General features: G+C 33.5%; 17 protein-coding genes. 10 read left to right on the forward strand and 7 right to left on the reverse strand.

The window, feature by feature from the left end; translation table 11 throughout:
• Positions 1 to 310: 310 nt before the first annotated feature.
• Complete coding sequence (locus EZS29_RS04730) at positions 311 to 967, reverse strand: shikimate kinase (RefSeq protein WP_172603777.1); 657 nt, start codon at positions 965 to 967, stop codon at positions 311 to 313.
• Positions 968 to 1,085: 118 nt separating this feature from the next.
• Here EZS29_RS04730 and EZS29_RS04735 point away from each other — a divergent pair, with 118 nt between their 5' ends.
• Genes EZS29_RS04735 through EZS29_RS04755 form a run of 5 tightly spaced genes read left to right on the forward strand, consistent with a single transcriptional unit; the run spans position 1,086 to position 6,592 of the window.
• A complete protein-coding gene (locus EZS29_RS04735) occupies positions 1,086 to 1,868 on the forward strand; it encodes a carbonic anhydrase (RefSeq protein ID WP_172603778.1) in 783 nt (260 codons plus the stop codon).
• Positions 1,869 to 1,870: 2 nt separating this feature from the next.
• Positions 1,871 to 2,779, forward strand: coding sequence for a glucosamine kinase nucleotide-binding domain-containing protein (locus EZS29_RS04740; RefSeq protein ID WP_130607098.1), 909 nt, complete (start codon positions 1,871 to 1,873; stop codon positions 2,777 to 2,779).
• A 31-nt stretch (positions 2,780 to 2,810) separates the two neighbouring features.
• On the forward strand, positions 2,811 to 3,968 hold the full coding sequence (nagA, locus tag EZS29_RS04745) for an N-acetylglucosamine-6-phosphate deacetylase (protein ID WP_130607100.1): 1,158 nt from the start codon (positions 2,811 to 2,813) through the stop codon (positions 3,966 to 3,968).
• Positions 3,969 to 3,986: 18 nt separating this feature from the next.
• Positions 3,987 to 5,195, forward strand: a complete 1,209-nt coding sequence (locus tag EZS29_RS04750) for an SDR family NAD(P)-dependent oxidoreductase (protein WP_130607102.1) — start codon at positions 3,987 to 3,989, stop codon at positions 5,193 to 5,195.
• 44 nt (positions 5,196 to 5,239) lie between these two features.
• Positions 5,240 to 6,592: a molybdopterin-binding protein gene (locus EZS29_RS04755; protein WP_130607104.1), complete on the forward strand. Its 1,353-nt coding sequence runs from the start codon at positions 5,240 to 5,242 to the stop codon at positions 6,590 to 6,592.
• A gap of 40 nt (positions 6,593 to 6,632) precedes the next feature.
• Here EZS29_RS04755 and EZS29_RS04760 read toward each other — a convergent pair whose 3' ends face one another.
• Both EZS29_RS04760 and EZS29_RS04765 read right to left on the reverse strand, forming a co-directional pair.
• Entirely contained in the window at positions 6,633 to 7,421 is a 789-nt protein-coding gene (locus tag EZS29_RS04760) for an ABC transporter permease (protein ID WP_130607106.1), read from the reverse strand.
• Complete coding sequence (locus tag EZS29_RS04765) at positions 7,414 to 8,148, reverse strand: ABC transporter ATP-binding protein (RefSeq protein WP_130607108.1); 735 nt, start codon at positions 8,146 to 8,148, stop codon at positions 7,414 to 7,416. Before EZS29_RS04765 ends, EZS29_RS04760 begins: the two co-directional genes overlap by 8 nt.
• Before the next feature lie 61 nt (positions 8,149 to 8,209).
• Between EZS29_RS04765 and EZS29_RS04770 the strand changes: the two genes are divergently transcribed.
• Positions 8,210 to 9,241 (forward strand): ABC transporter substrate-binding protein, encoded by a 1,032-nt coding sequence (locus EZS29_RS04770; protein ID WP_172603779.1) that lies wholly within the window; start codon positions 8,210 to 8,212, stop codon positions 9,239 to 9,241.
• Between the two features lie 362 nt (positions 9,242 to 9,603).
• Positions 9,604 to 12,669, forward strand: coding sequence for a phosphodiester glycosidase family protein (locus EZS29_RS04775; RefSeq protein WP_130607112.1), 3,066 nt, complete (start codon positions 9,604 to 9,606; stop codon positions 12,667 to 12,669).
• On the opposite strand, the gene cmk is transcribed toward EZS29_RS04775, so the two are convergent.
• On the reverse strand, positions 12,670 to 13,341 hold the full coding sequence (gene cmk, locus EZS29_RS04780) for a (d)CMP kinase (protein ID WP_172603780.1): 672 nt from the start codon (positions 13,339 to 13,341) through the stop codon (positions 12,670 to 12,672).
• A 121-nt stretch (positions 13,342 to 13,462) separates the two neighbouring features.
• On the opposite strand from cmk, the gene EZS29_RS04785 reads away from it, so the two are divergent.
• The 3 genes from EZS29_RS04785 to gatB are packed head-to-tail and all read left to right on the forward strand — an operon-like array spanning position 13,463 to position 16,824.
• Positions 13,463 to 13,798 carry an Asp-tRNA(Asn)/Glu-tRNA(Gln) amidotransferase subunit GatC gene (locus EZS29_RS04785; protein ID WP_130607116.1) on the forward strand — a complete coding sequence of 112 codons (336 nt, stop codon included), beginning with the start codon at positions 13,463 to 13,465 and terminating at the stop codon, positions 13,796 to 13,798.
• 20 nt (positions 13,799 to 13,818) lie between these two features.
• Positions 13,819 to 15,300 carry an Asp-tRNA(Asn)/Glu-tRNA(Gln) amidotransferase subunit GatA gene (gatA, locus tag EZS29_RS04790; protein ID WP_130607119.1) on the forward strand — a complete coding sequence of 494 codons (1,482 nt, stop codon included), beginning with the start codon at positions 13,819 to 13,821 and terminating at the stop codon, positions 15,298 to 15,300.
• 24 nt (positions 15,301 to 15,324) lie between these two features.
• Complete coding sequence (gene gatB / locus EZS29_RS04795) at positions 15,325 to 16,824, forward strand: Asp-tRNA(Asn)/Glu-tRNA(Gln) amidotransferase subunit GatB (RefSeq protein WP_216678714.1); 1,500 nt, start codon at positions 15,325 to 15,327, stop codon at positions 16,822 to 16,824.
• A gap of 227 nt (positions 16,825 to 17,051) precedes the next feature.
• On the opposite strand, the gene EZS29_RS04800 is transcribed toward gatB, so the two are convergent.
• The 3 genes from EZS29_RS04800 to EZS29_RS04810 all read right to left on the reverse strand — a co-directional run bounded on the left by EZS29_RS04800 (position 17,052) and on the right by EZS29_RS04810 (position 18,630).
• Positions 17,052 to 17,687: a TetR/AcrR family transcriptional regulator gene (locus EZS29_RS04800; RefSeq protein ID WP_130607121.1), complete on the reverse strand. Its 636-nt coding sequence runs from the start codon at positions 17,685 to 17,687 to the stop codon at positions 17,052 to 17,054.
• 129 nt (positions 17,688 to 17,816) lie between these two features.
• Positions 17,817 to 18,224 (reverse strand): hypothetical protein, encoded by a 408-nt coding sequence (locus EZS29_RS04805; protein ID WP_130607123.1) that lies wholly within the window; start codon positions 18,222 to 18,224, stop codon positions 17,817 to 17,819.
• A 25-nt stretch (positions 18,225 to 18,249) separates the two neighbouring features.
• Positions 18,250 to 18,630 carry a hypothetical protein gene (locus tag EZS29_RS04810; protein ID WP_130607125.1) on the reverse strand — a complete coding sequence of 127 codons (381 nt, stop codon included), beginning with the start codon at positions 18,628 to 18,630 and terminating at the stop codon, positions 18,250 to 18,252.
• Positions 18,631 to 18,643 lie beyond the last annotated feature (13 nt).

An 18,643-nucleotide genomic window follows, 5' to 3' on the forward strand; every position in this document is an offset into this window, starting at 1 on the left:
TATCATTAGACTCAGGGATTGGTATGTTTAAATCAATATTGAAGTACAAAGTCCTTAGAGCAGCTTCAACATACAAAGAAATTTCAGTAAGAGATTAATAGTCGGACGTGTTCGAAGTGTAGTGAAAAACTGCCACGAATCGAACTTGGAATGAGACACTAGAACTGTGAAAATTATCTTTTTTGTATCAAGGGAATCCTCTGCCTCAAAAAATTGACGTTAGGAGGTTTTAGGGAGGTAAGGATGTCAGAGCGTTCTGAATCATTAAAATCCAATCAGAATTACGAAGAAATTTGGTTGGAGTATTTTATTAAATATCTGTATTTTTTTCGGGAATAGGTTCTTCTTTTTCTACCCAGCGAGAGGACTGTCTTAATTTTTTGTTCATAATATTATAAACATCTTGCATATATTCGCGATTGTCCGCACGGCGTTCAATCATGGAAAGATGCATTTTTAATGTATCCATTGAATTATAAGCAGTTTCAATGACAACATCTGCTTGTTCATAGGATTCTTTTCTTTCTTCCCATAAGCTATTTACTTTTTCTTGCACTTGTTCAAGAGTTTTACAATGCATAAAAAGCGGACGATTTTCTTTCACTGCGAAAATACGTTGACAGATGATATCGAGTGGAGTTTTTAAAGTAACAATAAGTCCCAACCGACGTGCATAATTTAAATTCTCAGATTTTTGTAGAGTGCCGCCACCCATGGCTATTACGAAATTATGTCTACGCTCGAGTTTGTGCAGGATTTTTTCTTCAAGTCGCCTAAAGCCTTCTTCGCCTTCCAGTTCAAATAATTGGGGAATAGATTTCCTTGTTGTAGACTCAATAAAAGCATCGAAATCTAAAAATAAGCGATCGCTCATATCCGCATAAATTCTTCCAAAGGAAGTTTTACCTGCACCTGGCATGCCTGTGAGAACGATATTTTTAAACTTCTTTGCCCAATACTTTGTCATTTTTGTCCTTTCGAAGCAATTGTCTAGCATGTGAGCGTGTTTGCATCCTAGATTGATCATTTGTAAACTATAATTAATGTTAACTGAAGACAAATCTTTTAGCGAGGAGGAAATCTCTATGAAGGAAGGCAATGGGAAAGCTTCCTTTATATTTGTTTTTACAGTTCTCATTTTATTTTTGCGCTTAAATGCATCCGCTGTCCCAGGAAAATATATTGAGAAACATTGGAGTTATGAAGGAAGCACGGGACCGGCAAAATGGGGTATGCTTATGCAAGAGTTTCAAGCCTGTATTGCAGGAAAAAAGCAATCTCCGATCGATATTAAAGAGCAAAATTTAAAGCAAGACAATGATATTCCTTCATTAAGTTTTGCATATTTTAGCACACCGCTTAATATTTTTAACAATGGTCACACGATTCAAGTCAATTATGAAAGAGGAAGTAAGCTTACTATTGCTCATGATATGTATGAATTGATCCAGTTTAATTTTCACAGGCCGAGTGAACATGCCATCGAAGGAAAAAGAACAGATATGGAAGTGCACTTTGTCCACAGAAAAGAAGATGGCTCACAGGTTATAATAGCTATTTTAATAAAAAAAGGCTTAAGAAATAAACCATTAGAAAAATTGTTCCATAACTTGCCCGGAAAAAATGTCTCTGAAAAAAAAGTTGAAGCGAGGATCAATGCTTTGGATATTTTTCCGCAAAAGGGTGGATTTTATACATACTCAGGCTCATTAACTCATCCGCCTTGCTTAGAAAATGTAACTTGGTATGTTTTAAAAAATCCTATTGAGCTGTCAGCTGAGCAATTAAATCAATTTTCTAAATTATATCAAATGAATGCCAGACCTTTGCAGAAGTTAGAAGGGCGCATTATTGAGGTTAAAGATTAGAAATGATGAAAAAAAACTATTTCATAGGAGTCGATGGCGGGGGGACGAAGACACAGATTCGCTTGGAGTCTGAAGATGGAAAGGTGCTTGGGGAAGGGTTAGCAGGGCCAGCAAATATAAGATTGTCCGTTGATGTCGCAATCAATTCCATTGTAAGTGCATTTGAACAGGCATTACAAATTGCGAATCTCACTGAAATGCGTTTTTCGGATGAAGTGCAATTTCATGTCGGCATGGGACTCGCTGGCTATGAAGTACATTCCGTGCGCGAAGAGTTTTTAGCAAAACAAAAAGGTCTTGGTTTTGCTCACTGCCACATTCAATCCGATGCTTTTGTGGCATGTCTTGGAGCACACTCAGGAAATTATGGCTCAATTATTATATGTGGGACGGGCGTTGTTGGTTTAAAATATGCAAAAAAAGGTAAATTTCAAGTGGGTGGCTGGGGATTTCCCCATGGCGATGAAGGAGGTGCTGCTTGGCTTGGACTTGAAGCTATTCGCAAAACTCTGCATTTATGTGATGGACGTGGAATAGAATCCCCTCTTTTGTTGCATATCAAAAAAAAATTAGGCGATAAAGTTGAAAGTGTTACTGAATGGGCGTGCTATGCCAATGCAACCAAATACGCTGAACTGGCTAGAGATGTTTTTAAATTTGCTGAAGAAAAAGACAGCATAGCTTTATATCTATTAAATAATGCTGCAACGCATATAGAAAAAATATTTTTTGCCCTTGATAAAGTTGAAAATGAGACGAAAATTAAACTTCCTTGTTCTTTAGTCGGTGGTGTGTCGCAATTTATTTTGCCATTATTAAAACCAAATATTAAAAAGAGATTGGTCCCTGCGCGAGGAGATGCGTGCGATGGTGCTTTACTTATGATAAGAGAAAAATACAATCAAAGTTAATTTTTGATTGTTGAATCATAAGAGGTCATTCATGCTATGCCTTAAAAACGCAAGGATATTTGATGGTATTTCATTTATTAAGAAAAAGAATATAATAATTTCGGATGGAACAATCAAAGATCTCTCTAATCGAAAAATTAATAAAAATATAAAAAAAGAAATTGATTTAAAAGAAAATATAGTTGTACCTGGATTTATTGATATTCAATTAAACGGAGGAGGTGGAGCATTTTTTAATGAAACACCTACACAAGAAGCTCTCCTAAAAATTTCACAAGCACATATTTTGCATGGAACCACGTCATTTCTTCCTACCCTTATTACCGATGATTTCTCTAAAATTCCACTGGCTGTACAAACAATAAATAAATGTATAAGTGAAGATACGCTAGGAATTTTGGGTATCCATTTTGAAGGGCCATTTATTAGCAAGGAAAAAAATGGGATTCATGCAAAACAATTTATCAGGACACCCTCTCTTGAAGAATTAAGTCTTATGACGTCCTTAAAAAATTGTAAAACTCTTATAACAATTGCACCTGAAATAATGGAAAAAGATCAGATCAAATCTTTATTAAAGAAAAATATTATTTTATTTGCAGGACATACCAATGCTAATTTTAAGCAAATGACTGAAGCTTTTACTATGGGTATCAAAGGTGTCACCCATTTATTTAATGCTTGCAGTCAATTTGGCAGTCGTGAACCAGGTGTTGTCGGAGCATTTTTGCTAAATGAGGATGCTTGGTGCGGTATAATTGCGGATGGTTTGCATGTGAGTTTCGATTCCTTAAGGTTGGCATTTAAAATAAAGAATAGAAATAAATTTATTTTAGTTTCAGATACGATGGCACCCTTTGGGACAAATATGCAAAGTTTTTATATAAATGATAAAGAAATATTTGTTCGAGATGGAAAATATGTGAATTCGGATGGAACACTTGCGGGTGCAGCTCTTTCTGTATATGAAGCTTTTAAGAATTTAATTAAAAATAAACTTGTTTCTTTAGAAGAAGCTTTGCCGATGACTTCTACTAACGCTGCAGAATGTTTGGAAATAGATGGAAGCCAGAAAAGTAAAACAAAGAAAGGCAGAATTATTCCAGGTTTTGCTGCCGATCTCGTTGTTCTTGATAAAAATAATTTAAAAATAAAAAGTGTTATTCAGTCGGGAAAAATTATATTTTAAAAAATAGAGGAATAAACTATGAAAATTAAAACAGAATGGACAGCAAAAGAATATCCCCACAACTGGGAATTTATCGGTGAATGTGAAGAAGGTGAAAAAATAAATATCTCGGTAAAAAATGGTGAAGCTACGAAGATTGGGCCCAATCCCAAAGAACTTCTTTTACATGGGATTGCATCGTGTACATCAGTTGATGTCGTGAGCACTTTACAGAAAATGCGCCAGCCACTTGAAGAACTCAGGGTAGAATGCGAAGCAGAGCAAACCACAACTCTCCCGAAAGTTTTTTCGAAGTGCAACTTAGTTTATTATGTAAATGGAGAAAATCTGAGTTATGAAAAAGTGGCTAACGCTGTTTTTTTAAGTTTTACGAAGTACTGCGGTGTGAGTGCCATGATTGAAAAATCAGGTTGCTATATTACCCCTAAACTTTTTATCAACAACAAAGAGATCGATATTTTTGATCCTGAAGATAAAATTTCTGAGAAATTAAAATTATGGTTAAATGAGATTGCGAGTCATTGCAAAAATGGAATTGCCCTTGTCACAGGTGCTTCGAGAGGAATCGGTCATGAGCTTGTTCAGAAACTTTGCGATGAAGGTTTTGCAGTCATTCCCACTTCTCGCACAAAAGTCACATTCGAGCATAAAAATATTTTTGATTCATTGTATTTAGATCTTGCTAAAGTTCATTCCATTCATTTTTTAGCAGATTTTTTAAAGAAAAATTCAATTTATTTTAATGTGGTTGTTCACAATGCAGGAGTATTTTCTTCAGATGAAAAGAGCAGTAACTTAACAGTCAGCTTTTCAGATATTCAAAGAATTTTTGAAACAAATGTCTTTGGCCTGATTGAAGCAAATAATACGTTTATGCAATTGATGAGCCCAACCTCAACGATAGCTTTTATTGCAAGTTTAATGGGTCATGATTCTTATGATACATATACTCATACAGCTTATCGTATGTCAAAAAGATCTGTAATCCAATATGCTAAAAATCTTGCGCTTGAGCTTGAAAGTCAAAATAAAAAAATATCTGTTTTAAGTTTACATCCTGGGAGTGTTAAAACAGATATGAACCCGAATGGTAAAATCTCAGTAAAAAATTCAGCAGAACAAATCACGCAGCTTATATCTAAAAATATGCTTGCAAAAAGAATGAAGCACAATGGTGGTTTTTGGAATTATAATTTGACGAAAGATGCTTGGGAGTGTTTAAATTAATTATAATTTAAAAAGGGAATCCAAAATATTTTTGAGGTGCGAGCATGAAAACAGCTGGTTTTTTAATTACGGGCAATGAAGTTCTATCTGCAAAAACTAAAGATACAAATGGCCCATTTATGGGCATGCATTTGCGGCGTATAGGTGTTTCTGTCAAAGCTTCTATGATGTGTTCTGATTTAAAAACAGATCTCAATGATTGTCTTAATTATTTGGCTGAGCGGTGTGATGTGATCTTAATGACAGGAGGTTTGGGACCAACTTCGGATGACTTAACAGCAGAAGTTGTTGCTGAATTTTTTAACATTCCAGTTCAATTTAACCAAGAAGCTTGGGAAGCTTGTGCCGCTTTTTTTATCAAAGCTGGGAGAGATTCCATTCCAGAAAGCAATAAAAAGCAGGCTTTGCTTCCTCAGGGCTGCGAACTTTTACCAAATAAGCTTGGCACTGCTGCAGGATTTTGCACGACAGGCAAAAAATTTGGTAAAACTCTTAAAATATATTCTTTGCCAGGTGTTCCCTATGAAATGGAACCCATGTTTTTAGAATATGTTTTGCCCAATTTAACTGATCCTGAATCTATGCCGGTCGTAAAAAACTGGCAAGTTTTTATTATGGGTGAATCCTTTATGCAGACAGCAATTGAAAAGGCGGAGAAAGCCCTCATAGCAAAATATCCAAATGCTGTTGTTTCTTACCAAGCTCATCCTTATTATGTGTCATATGGAATTACTCTTTTCCCTAGGTCTGTCATTGAAAAAATGGAATGTGAAAATTATTTATATGTAGTTTATTCAGCTGAAGTAGAGAATGCATTTGCTAAACATATTTTATATGCAGAAGATAAAAAGGTTCCGCATTATATTTTAGATCGTCTCGAATATTTAAAGTTAAGTATTGCTTTTGCGGAAAGCTCCTGTGCGGGTTATTTAAGTAAAGAATTTAGTTCATTGAATAAAAGTTCTCAATACTTTTTAGGTTCTATTGTTACAAATAATAAGGATATTAGAAATAATTTGTTATTTAACTCCGAAGATAATAAAATGAAATCAACTGAAGATCTTGTGGTTGCTATGTCTTTATCAACTTTACAAAAATTCAATTCTGATATTACTCTCTCGGAATTTAAAAATAAAGAAGAGATGTGCACAAATACTAATCTAGATATAAAAGAAGGATTTTATTTGGCAATGGCTTTTAAAAAGAAAAGTCTAGAAAATATAGAGAAAATAAAAGATCTCCTTGCAAAATTCTCTTGGATAAAAAATGAAAATGTAAATAAACAGGATATTTATGTTTTCTCATGCTTTATAAAATCGAATCAGCGTCACACTCCTGATGTTCAAAAAACCAGAGCTGTTCATTATTTGCTTTGCTCACTCTCAGCAGTTTTATGAACAAACCTGTGCTCCCTTTGAAGCGTGATGCTCGCTGCTTTCAATGAGCATAACTGTCGTGCCAATTTCTGAGTAAGAGATATGATATAAAGTGGAATAGACTGTAAATTAAAATACCTAAAGTCGTGATAATAAATAAAGCTGCAAATAATTTGTCAGTTTCTAAGTTGTATCCTGCCATTAATAAAATATACGCAATTCCTGAAGCTTTTCCACCTGTACCTGCAATAAACTCAGCAGAAATACCTCCTATTAAGGCCAATGCTCCTGATATTTTTAAGCCATTTAAAAATGCAGGAAGTGCTGATGGAATAAATAATTTTTTCAGTATAAAAGTATTGGAAGCACCATAGATTTTAAAAATTTTGATCAAAGATTTATCCGTACTTTTGAGTCCGGAAAGAGTTGTGGAAATTATAGGGAAGATACATGCAATCCATGCACAAATCACTAAGGTTAAAAAAGTATTACTTTTAAACCAAATAATTAATAGTGGAATAATAGAAACAATAGGAGTTGTTTGCAAGATAACGATATATGGAGAGATGGCTTTATCGAGAATTTTATATTGAAATACGCTGATTGCAATGAATACACCAGATAGGATTGATAAAAAAATTGCTAAAAATGTTATACTTAATGTTATCATTGTTGCAAAAATAAAAGTTTTTAGATTGGTAATAAATGCAACAAATACATCGAGTGGAGTGGGGAGAAAATATTTTGGAATATGAAACAAAATAATTATACTTTGCCAGAAGGTAAAAATAATAATAAGAAAAATCAATGGATAAATAATTGAGGAGATATTTGGTTTTATTTTAGTCATTTTGGTTTTCCAATATCGTACGGATTTTGACGCAATTCTTATGAAAATCTTCCGAATTTCTATAGTTTTTTATACTAGATTTATCTTTCTCAATTTTAATTTGACCAATTATTTTTCCAGGGTGTGCTGAAAAAATATATATCCGATTGCATAAAGAAACTGCTTCAGCAATATTATGAGTCACAAATACACTGGTTAATTTTTTCTTTAAATAGATTTCATAGATTTCATCTGCTAGTCTTTCACGCAGAATTTGATCAAGTGCAGCAAAAGGTTCATCCATAAGTATAACTTCAGGATCTGTGATGAGTGCACGCGCAATAGATGCTCGCATTTTCATCCCTCCTGATAGTTCTCTTGGAAAATGTTTTTTAAATTTTTGTAAATCTAATATTTGTAAATATTTATTTACTTTTTCAGAAATTTCTTTTTGTGGTGTATTCAAAATTTCGAGCGGTATTGCAATATTTTGTTCTAGATTTTTCCAAGGCATAAGACAAGAATCTTGAAAGACAAACGCTGATTTTCTTTTTGTAGAATTATTTTTTAAGTGACCAGAGGATATCTTTTCTAGGCCTGATATTAGTGTGAGAAGGGTAGATTTACCGCACCCTGAGGGGCCTAAAATTCCTACAAACTCACCTTTTTCAATTTCCATCGTCACATTTTTTAGAACTGTTAGATTTTTATATGTTTTACTCACGTTCTCTAATTTGATAAAGTTCACTTGTTATCTCTTTTTCAGGAGTGTTTCATTAAGCACAACATATTTCCATAGGATAATGTCAATGAGAAAATATCTTAAGTCAGATTTTAGAAGTGTACCATATTTTATTTTGCTAATTGTAATAGCAGCTATTGTTATTTATGTTCTAGGTGCAAAAAAAGAGAATAATACTCAAGAACGAGATAATACAAACTCGTTTGCTTTAACTCTTGGAACCGATTGGTTTGCGCAAGCGGAACATGGTGGATTTTATCAAGCAGTTGCTGCAGGAATTTATAAAAAATATGGACTCAACGTAAATATTAAAATGGGTGGTCCGCAAGTCAATGGATTGCAGCTCCTCTTAGCAGATGAGGTGCAATTTTATATTCCCAATTCTTACATGATGATAAGTGCTGCAAAACAAAAATTACCTCTTATGAGTGTTGCTGCCATCTTTCAAAAAGATATTCAAGTTTTATTAGCGCATCCGAATGTTGGAAACGATACAATGGAAAGCTTAAAAAACAAACCTATTTTTATCTCTGTTCCCACAGCAGCTTCTATATGGGGATTTCTAGTTGGGCGTTTTGGATATTCTGACAGCCAAAAAAAATCCTACTCTCATTCTCTAACCCCATTTTTACAAAATAAAAATTCTGTTCAAGAAGGAATTTTAACATCAGAGCCTTACTTGATTGAAAAAAAATATGGATTTAAACCTGTTACCTTGCTTTTATCTGATTATGGTTTTTCAGGCTATGGAGAGTTGTTAACCACAACACTAAAATTTGAAAGAGAGCATCCTGAGGTGGTTGGAAAATTTGTCCAAGCGACAATTGAGGGATGGAAAAATTATCTAGAAGATCCCGTTTTAGGTAATGAACTTATAAAAAAAGCAAATCCAAATATGACAGATGATTTGTTAAAATTTGCACATAAAAAACTCATAAGTGAAAATATTTTAACAGGAAAGGATGGAAATTTATTTGAAATTGGCGCCATGACAGACGTTCGTTGGTCTGAATTTATGAATATGCTTATTAAAAATCATGTTTTTGATGAAAATGTAGATTATAAATCCATTTATACTTTGAAATATTTAAACAAATAATTTATTTTGTTTTGTTTTTTTTAAAAATTAATATTCAAAAATAATTTTTTATTTTATTATTAATTTTTAATTATAAAAATTTGTCTTAAAATATCTATTAATAATATTGCTTAAAAAAAATAAATATTAAAGTGGGAATGAATTCAGTTGCTTTTCTTGATTTTGTATATCATTTGAATTAAACAAAGATTATAAGAATTTTCTTATAGGAGTTTATTTGTTTAAAGAGCGTTTGTAATAAAACGTTAGAAAGGAATTTGAATATAATTATAAGGTAAAAATTATATATGTATATCCACTATTTTTAATTTTTAAAAATAGTTGTTTTTTTGTATTAAAAATTTAAATGCTTAGGTGAAATCGTGTGTTATGAAATTAAAATAAGAAAAATTATAGTCTGTTTTTTAGCGTTCTTGCTATATTCTTGCGGAGCGTTGGAAAAAAAAGAAATATTTTTAAAAAATACTAATACTTATTTTGTCCCGCATACAAATGCCAAAAGAAAAGTTTATATAGATAATAAGAATGGAATTATAATTGTCCATGGCTTGAAAAAATTCAGTGAACTTGAAAAAAATAAAGATGAAGTTATTTTTCAATATGAGTCAAATTATGATCTCTATGTAAATAAGATCTTAATGAAAAACTCTGTTGTGACGATCTCTGATATCTTAACTGCGTATAGAAATGAATTGCCTATTGAAATCCCAATTAATATAAAGAATAAGGTAAATAATACGGATGAAAAGGTTTTTCTTCTAACATTTTCAAAATTGCCTATTTTAGAAATTAAAGAAAATAATATTTTAAAACATCCAATAATAAGAAATAATACTATTTCAATTACAAAATATAATGATGAGAATAAATACAATGCTGAGATAAAGATAAATATAAGAGGAAAAGGGAGTTTAAATAATCCAAAATCATCTTACGCTATCTATGGTAATGACGATTTTTCAAATTATTTGAAAGAAAATTTTAAAATTTTTTCTAAATCAAATGAATATAGCTTATTTTCTTCTTACAATGATTCATCTTTTTTACGAGAAAAATTTGGTCATGATCTGTTCAATAGGCAAATTTCAGGTAATGAGATTCATGAAATTATTCGCATGCATTATGTTGATGTATTTATCGAAGGTGAGTACGTTGGAGTGTATGCTCTAATGAATACTCTTAATCCAACAGATTTAGTTTATGAAAATAAAGATGAGAATAAATTTTCTATGCTTGAAATGAATGCACAGAATCTTTACTCCATTAAAAAAAGCAATGAAAAATCGTTGAACGAAGCATTGCTTGGTCAAAAAGTTGATTTTTTTAGTGAAGGAAAGTTACATAACAAAGCTTCAGGATTAGCATCATTTGCCAATCGTAACGTATTATGTCACCCGGATTATGTGAATTTAATTGATAAAAAATATGGTTTTGCATATTTATCGACTATATTGGCTTTACAGGCGGTTGATAATTTAACAAATAATGTTCATTTAGCCATTCACCCAGCGTTGAGTAAAAGTGAATTATGGAATAAAGAACAGATGTTTTTACCAAGCTTTAAAATTTATTATATTCCATGGGATCTTGATATGTCTCTCGGTTTAATGGGGTGGAAAAAAGAAGTTGTATTTCAGTTTGATGCAAATAATTATAACAAAATATATAATTATGGTGGTATTTTTACAAAGCCTCCATACAATGTTCCTTTAGAAAATCAAGCAAGCTTGTTGACATGCTATACAAGATCATATGGTTCTCATGTTAGTTTTAAAGATGAGTTTAATAAATATTGGCTAGAAAATAAAGAAAATTATAATGGCCATTTTAGTAACACTCGGCTTAAAAAAGAATTAAGTGAAAATTTTGATATTTTAGATGAAAATGGAGCTTATGCTCGGGACTTTAAGCGTTGGTCATCACGTTCTGGTAGTAAATTTTCTACTTACGATTTAAATCAATTGATGGGTTGGTTAGACAATCGTCTAGGCTTTGTCGAAAAAGAATTTTTAAAAATTGATACAAATGAAATTATTAAATATAAGAAAAAGCAAAGCGTTCGTTATCATTCAAAAATCAATGTTATTCATTTTGACCCTAAACAAGTAAAGCTTGCCATAGAAACGAAAGAACATATTACTGGACAAAGTGATACAAGCCTTGTCCGCAATATTTTTAATAATGCAGCTTTAACATTTACAGATCTATATGTTCAAGATAAAAATAATATAGCTGGTCTTACAGGCGGTTTCTTTGAATACTGGTTCAATGGAAATTTTGTGCATTACAAAGATAGTAATCTAGATGAAGATGATATTAATAATTACTTTAAAGTTTTTAATCAGAAAATGATTCAGACCTGTGATAAAGAAGGATATTATCCAAAGGAAGGAGTGGTTACATTACCTATAGGAATATTAAAAATAAATGATAAATGGTATTCATCGGAAGAAAAATTAACAGATGTTGTTGGTTGGAATGAAAGTGGTGAATATATTTTAGACAGAGTTAAAGTCGTTTGGGATGTTGTTTCAGCAGATGGCACATCGCTCTTTAAAAATCTAAAAAAGATTGGCTCAAACTTTGTTTTATCTTCGCCAAAAATAAACGTATTTCGTTCAGATGCGATCAATCAAGAAGGAAGTCCTGAATATATAAGTAAGAATATTTCCCCAAAAAGAGACACTCAGAATATAGTTATTTATTTTGATACTTTTTCAAATAGGACAAGAACACCTGATAACGGGCTAGAAATTATCGTTGAAAACGATATTATTCAAAATATTACGAGTGAAGGGAATAACCTTATTCCTAAAAATGGATTTGTGCTTTCTATTAGCAATGACTATCTTAAAAATAATAATTTGTTGGAAGAAATTAAAAAGCTTAAACTTGGAGCTCAATTGAAATCGGTATATGTATTTATGGATGAAAATAATAAACCGACTCACGCTTTCGAAAATATGCCTTATGTACGTGGTAAAGTGCAGACTCTTGTCTTGAATAAAAAAACAGCGGTGGTTAAATCAAAAGGAAATATTCGTGATATGTATATTGATTCCACTCGGAAAGTGAAAAATCTTTCTCAGTACCTTGACGTAGACTTTTATGGGAAAAAACATCCAAGAACGGCTTTATGTTTTAGAAAAGAAGTAAAAAATGGAAATAAAGTTGAGTCAAAATGGTCTTTGGTATTGGTTGATGGACGGCAAAGAGCGTCCTTTGGCATGAAAATAAATGAATTATCCGATTATCTCGTCAATCATTTAAAGTGTGATGATGCTATTAATTTAGATGGTGGAAGTTCAGCTAATATGATCGCGCATGGCATGAAAATGAATGTCAGTGGTTCATGGTGGGGCTATTGTGCTGGCATACCGAGGCCTGTTTCCGATATAATTGTCCTTAAAGAAAAAAGCTCAAACTGATCATTTGATCTTTTTGAGCTTTTGATAAATTTCCAATACATCAATAGGAAATTTAGGATTCTGTACGGCTTCGATGGGCAGTTGTAGGTTTTCTGCTATGATTTCTTGAATGCGAGATAGATGTAAGTTGGTCCGCTCCAATTGGCTTTTTTTAGCCCACTTTGCAGCAGCGACAATAAGACTCGAAACTTGATCTGCTGTGAGCTTTTCGGTGTTGATTGTCACGTCAAAGTCACTGTGATCATCGATATCTAAGCCATAAAGTCTTAAATATCTTTTTCTATTTTGTTCATCTCGCTTTAAAGTTTTATAAAGTACTTGCTCATAACTCGATTCTTTTTCGCTTTCACGCCTATTGATTCGGGTTGCTCTCGTTTCGAGGGGGGCATGTAACCAGATGCGCAGTTCTGCATCCATTAACCATGCTGCTAAGCGGGTTCCAACGACAATATTTTCATTGGAAATTGCGTTTCGTATGAGAGTTAAATCTGTTAAATAATCATAAATAAGATTTGTACTTGCTTCTTTATGAATTTCTTCAAAATTTAAAGATAAATCACGCGCTAAATCGCGAAATGTGTAGTTTACTATTTTGAGCTGAAGAGCTTTACCAACATTTGTTGTTGCTGTTGTGTTGCCGCATCCGCTATGTCCTGAAATTGCAATTCTCATGAGAGTCTCCATTTTTTACGCGTCGCTTTATCCATAAATGCATTTGTTGGTTGATTCAATGCTCATGTCAGTTTAGTTTAACAAATTGTCTATTGGATAGCTTTGAAAGGATTTTTCATTTATGACAACAGATTTTTCACGTGAATCCGTAAAACGTATAGCTGAACTGAGCAGATTGCATCTGTCAGAAGATGAAATAACACGTTATCAAAAAGAACTTGCTAAAATTCTTCAAGCTTTTGAAGCACTCTCGCAAGTGCCTTTGCCTGATGAACTTTCCGGTGATGCCCGCTCAGCGCTTGGTATAGCAAAAGGGCTTGCCGCCGATGAATCTCTTTCGAGAATGCATCCCGATGAAGCTAAAAATACAATTGCCACTCCCGATTTTCTTGCACAAGCTCCTGATAGGGAAGGTGTTTTTCTAAGAGTTCCGGCTATATTAGCTTCATCAACTTAATAAGAATAAGAGAATTCATTATGAGTCATAAAAATAAATTTAGTTCTGAATTTGTCAAAAATATTAATCAACATTCAGCATATTCTTTGGCAAAAGCGTTCCGTTCGGGGGAAAGAAAACCCAGTCAATATTTGGAACAATTGTTTGAGCACATTGAAAAACAAAACCCTGAATTGAATGCATTGACAAGTCTACAAAAAGAATATGCATTTGCACGAGCCAAGGAATTGGAAAGCAAAAAGCCGGCAGTAGACCAACTTCTGTATGGGGTGCCTGTTGTTATTAAGGAAAATATTCAAAAGATTGGATTTTCCGTAGAGTGTGCCTCAAAAATGCTAAAAGGTTATCGTGGGCAATTTGATTCCTCTGCTGTTACTTCTTTAGAAAAAGCAGGAGCTATTCTTATCGGCAGTGCTAATATGGATGAATTTGCTATGGGTTCAGCAAATGAGCACAGCGCACATGGAGCAGTCAAGAATCCGCACGACCCCAAGCGTGTGAGTGGGGGATCGAGCGGCGGCTCATCGGTCGCTTGTGCAGCAGGCTTTGCGCCCATTTCTTTAGGGTCTGACACGGGTGGCAGCGTCCGCGAACCAGCTGCTTTTTGTGGCATATTTGGCTTCAAACCCACTTATGGACGAGTTTCACGCTATGGCCTCGTTGCTTTCGGATCGAGTCTCGATCAAATCTCTCCTTTCGCTAGAACGGTAGAAGATCTCGACCTCGTGCTTAGAGTGATTGCGCATGAGGATCCACTCGATGCTACTTCTCTAAGAGGCTGTTATGAATCTCAAATAGAAAAAGGAACACTCAAAGGAAAAAAAGTAGGAGTCATTCGCAGTTTGCTAAAATCTGGGTTGGATGAGAATGTCTCTGAACAGTTTTCAAATCTTGAGGAGAGCTTAAAACAACAAGGTGTAGAATTCGTAGATATTGAAATTCCATCTTTGTCTCATACTTTAAGTGTTTATTATGTCATCGCATGTGCAGAAGCATCGAGTAATTTATCGCGCTTTGATGGCATTCGCTTTGGACACCGCGCAGAAAATACTGAAGATTTAGCAGATCTTTACAGCAAATCTCGTTCAGAGGGATTTGGGGACGAAGTGAAGCGTAGAATTATGCTAGGGACATTTACTTTAAGTGCTGGTTACTATGATGCCTTTTATGGTCGAGCCCTCGCTGTGCGTGATATGATGGCTAAAGAGTTTGCTGCGGTTTTTAAAGATTTAGATTTTATTTATATGCCTACAGCACCAACAAGTGCATTTAAATTTGGTGAAAATTCTCATGATCCTCTCAAAGAATATCTGTATGATGTTTTCACTATTCCTGCCAACTTAACAGGAATTCCCGCAATATCTTTACCTGCAAATGTAAAAGAGGGATGCTTACCTGTTGGGCTTCAGTTTATGGCTGCTAAGGGAAGGGATGCTGAGTTGATTGCATTTGCTGCTGCTCTCGAAAAAGCAAAACTTGTTGGAACAACAGCATTGGTTTGAACTCTTTAAAAGGTAACAAAATTTATGAGCGAAAATAATTTAACAAGTTATCCAAAAGTACTTGAGATAATGAAAAAATATGATGTTGTTATTGGCATTGAAGTTCACTGTCAATTAGCGACAAAAAGCAAAATGTTTAGTCACGCCAAAAATGCATATGGTGATTCTCCGAATTCTAATATTGATCCAACTTGTTTAGGTTTACCAGGAGCTTTACCGACTATCAATGAAGAGTGTGTAAACTTAGCTATCCGTATGGGATTGGCGCTTAAAAGTAACATTCAACCTGTGAGTGTTTTTGCGCGTAAAAACTATTTTTATCCTGACTTACCTAAGGGATATCAAATCACTCAGTATGATAAGCCCATTTGTTTTGGCGGCGAACTTTTTCTAACGAGTGGCAAAAAAGTAAATATTGAGCGTGTGCAAATTGAAGAAGATGCAGGTAAAAATATTCATGTTGGAGCAACGTCTCTCGTTGATTACAACCGTTCGGGAGTGGGGCTGATTGAAATTGTCAGTGCTCCTGATATGACTTCGCCAGAAGAAGCGAGTGATTATTTGCGTAAATTGCATAGCTATGTTGTTAATTTAGATATTTCTGATGGTGACTTAGAGCGAGGAAATTTCCGTGCGGATGCCAATGTTTCTATTAAGCCAAAAGGTTCAAATGTACTTGGCCAACGCTGTGAAATTAAAAATGTGAACTCATTTAAATATCTAGAAAAAGCAATTGCATATGAAGTGGAACGCCAATACGAAGTGATTGAATCAGGTGGAACAATTCATATGGAAACGAGAGGATATGATAGTGATAAAAACGTAACAATTGGCCAACGTAGTAAAGAATCAGCAAAAGATTATCGCTATTTTCCAGAGCCTGACCTGCCTCCTCTTGTTGTTTCTATAGAGAGAATTGAAAAAGTCAGAAGTCAAATGCCTGAGCTGCCTGAAAGCAAAGCTGCACGTTTTATAGATAAATATGCGCTTCCTGAATACGATGCCAAGGTCATCACATCTTCTCGCATTAATAGTGCATATTTTGAATCATTGGTGAATTCATTGCTTGGTAAAGTCGAACCTAAAAACATCTCAAATTATTTTATGACAGATGTGATGAGAGCAAGTAAGGTATTTGCTGAAGAAAAAGGAATTTCGCTGGACGAATTGCAACAGGTTCCTGTGTCTTTAGAAAACAGTATTGCTCTTTTAAGTTTACAAGCTTCAGGAACAATAAGTGGTCGAATTGCAAAAGAAATTTTTGAGGAAATGATTTTAAGTGGAAAATCACCAGTTGAAATTGTTAAAGAAAAAAACTTAATACAAATTTCAGATGAAACTTCGATAGTAAAAATTTGTGAACAAGTTATTTTAGAAAATCCTGAGCAACTTTCGCAGTATTTGTCTGGAAAAGAAAAACTTTTCGGATTCTTTGTTGGTCAAACTATGAAAATTTCTGGTGGTAAATTAAACCCAAGTAAAGTTAATGAAATGTTAAAAAAATTACTTGATTCAAAAAAGTAATTTTGATTTTAAACATAAGGTTCCACCGAATTTTTTTAAATTCGGTGGAGTTTCCAACCTATTCGCATTGTCTGTTTACATTAAAATGACTATAACTGAATATTTGCATATTGTCAAATTCTTCATGGCTAACATACTAAAATTAATAAGCAAAGAGTATTAAAAAAGAAAAAAAATAGGGTAGGTCTTTTGGGTTATTTAATATTCGAATTTGATTTATCAAAAATTTATCTAATTCCTACAGTAAATATATCGATATATTGTTTTGCCAAATCAAAGCATTCTTCCTGTGGAATACCAAGTAAAGCTTGACGATTAAAGCCTATCATAAAGGCCAATGAATAAATCATCATAACCAAAGCTTCGCAATCACATGTCGAAGAAATATCGCCCTTCAATTGTCTGCGTTTGAAAAATTCAATTTGAGGTTTTAAGAAATCCATATTTTTAAATCTTATTTTAAAATCATCAAATTCTGGATCTGTTATTGCTCTTGAAAGTATGACTCTTAAGAGTTGTTCACTTTCTTTAAATTTTTCAATATATATTTTCATAATCAAATAAATCTGATCTTCGATTTTATTTGATTCGCATAAACAATCTAATATATCTTTTTGGCTATTTACTCTGCCATTATTTATCACTGCAATGAGAAGATCTGATTTTGATTTAAAATAACGAAACAATAGTCCATCAGAACATTTAGCTTCTTTAGCAATGTCACGGATGGTAGCTGCATCATAACCCTTTTCAGCAAAAACTTTTTTTGCACTACAAATAAAATCTTCAAAACGATCTTCTTTATTTTTTCTTTGCCGTTTTACAATAGTTTGTGCTTTGAGTTCAGAGGATTCTGTTTGCATGATAATTTTTCTGCACTTTCTCTATTGAGTAAATAATCAATTACTCAAATGTAAGATAGTGCGTAACCTAAGAACGAGCGCGAGTCAAGCATATTGGCTTATAACAAGATGATATCTTATAGTAAAAATCTATCTGAGTTTTTCGGGTTGTGTGTCGTAAACCCTTGGGAGCTCTTTCGACCAGCGGATAAGTTGAGCTTGCTCATTGCGTAAATAATCTGAAACTTTTTTCATGCTAGGATCTGTGCGCATTTTATCTATGATATCTTGTAAAGTTAATATTCTATCTGCTTGCACATCAAGATTCATAATATCATCCATAATGGAATTGAATGTGTCCTTTTCGTCAGGTGTCAAGCCTGTGGTTATGGAGTGCCGGTGAAATTTTTGAATCATATCTTTTTCAGTATTGATAACAATAGTGCCATCATCTCTTTTTTCTTCAACTACGCCTGGGTTCGTATAAATTCCAACTTTAGAAACATAATCTCCAACTTGAATAAATGCACCTTTTTGTGGTGGTGGAATATAAACCATATCTTTGTCTCCTCATAAACAGCTATCAAATACCTAAGGTAATCGGATCGACTGCGAAGTTTTCAGGTGCAAATTTTTCTCTGACAATTCTGTATTGCAATTCATTCTCTAAATATTTTATTATGCGTGGATTGCCATTGGCTTGTTTTAAGCTTTCGATTTTAGTATAAAGATCCCTTATTTCTTGGCGTTTATCTTCGTTTTCATTATCAGATAATGTCGTCATATATGCTTCTTTTAAATTTGGTTCTAATCCGTTGCGTAGGCCAAATTTTGCATTTTCTTGAACTTTTTCAAAATTAGGATCTAGGATTATTTTGCCTGTCTGTGGATCGGTTTTTTCTACTCGAGTCGGATCCCCTTTGCGCGTCCAGACAATATCATTGGGTACAATTGCGAGTGGCATAGCATTTTCCTAT

It is taken from the genome of Fluviispira sanaruensis (assembly GCF_004295685.1).
In the GTDB taxonomy this organism is placed as follows: domain Bacteria; phylum Bdellovibrionota_B; class Oligoflexia; order Silvanigrellales; family Silvanigrellaceae; genus Silvanigrella; species Silvanigrella sanaruensis.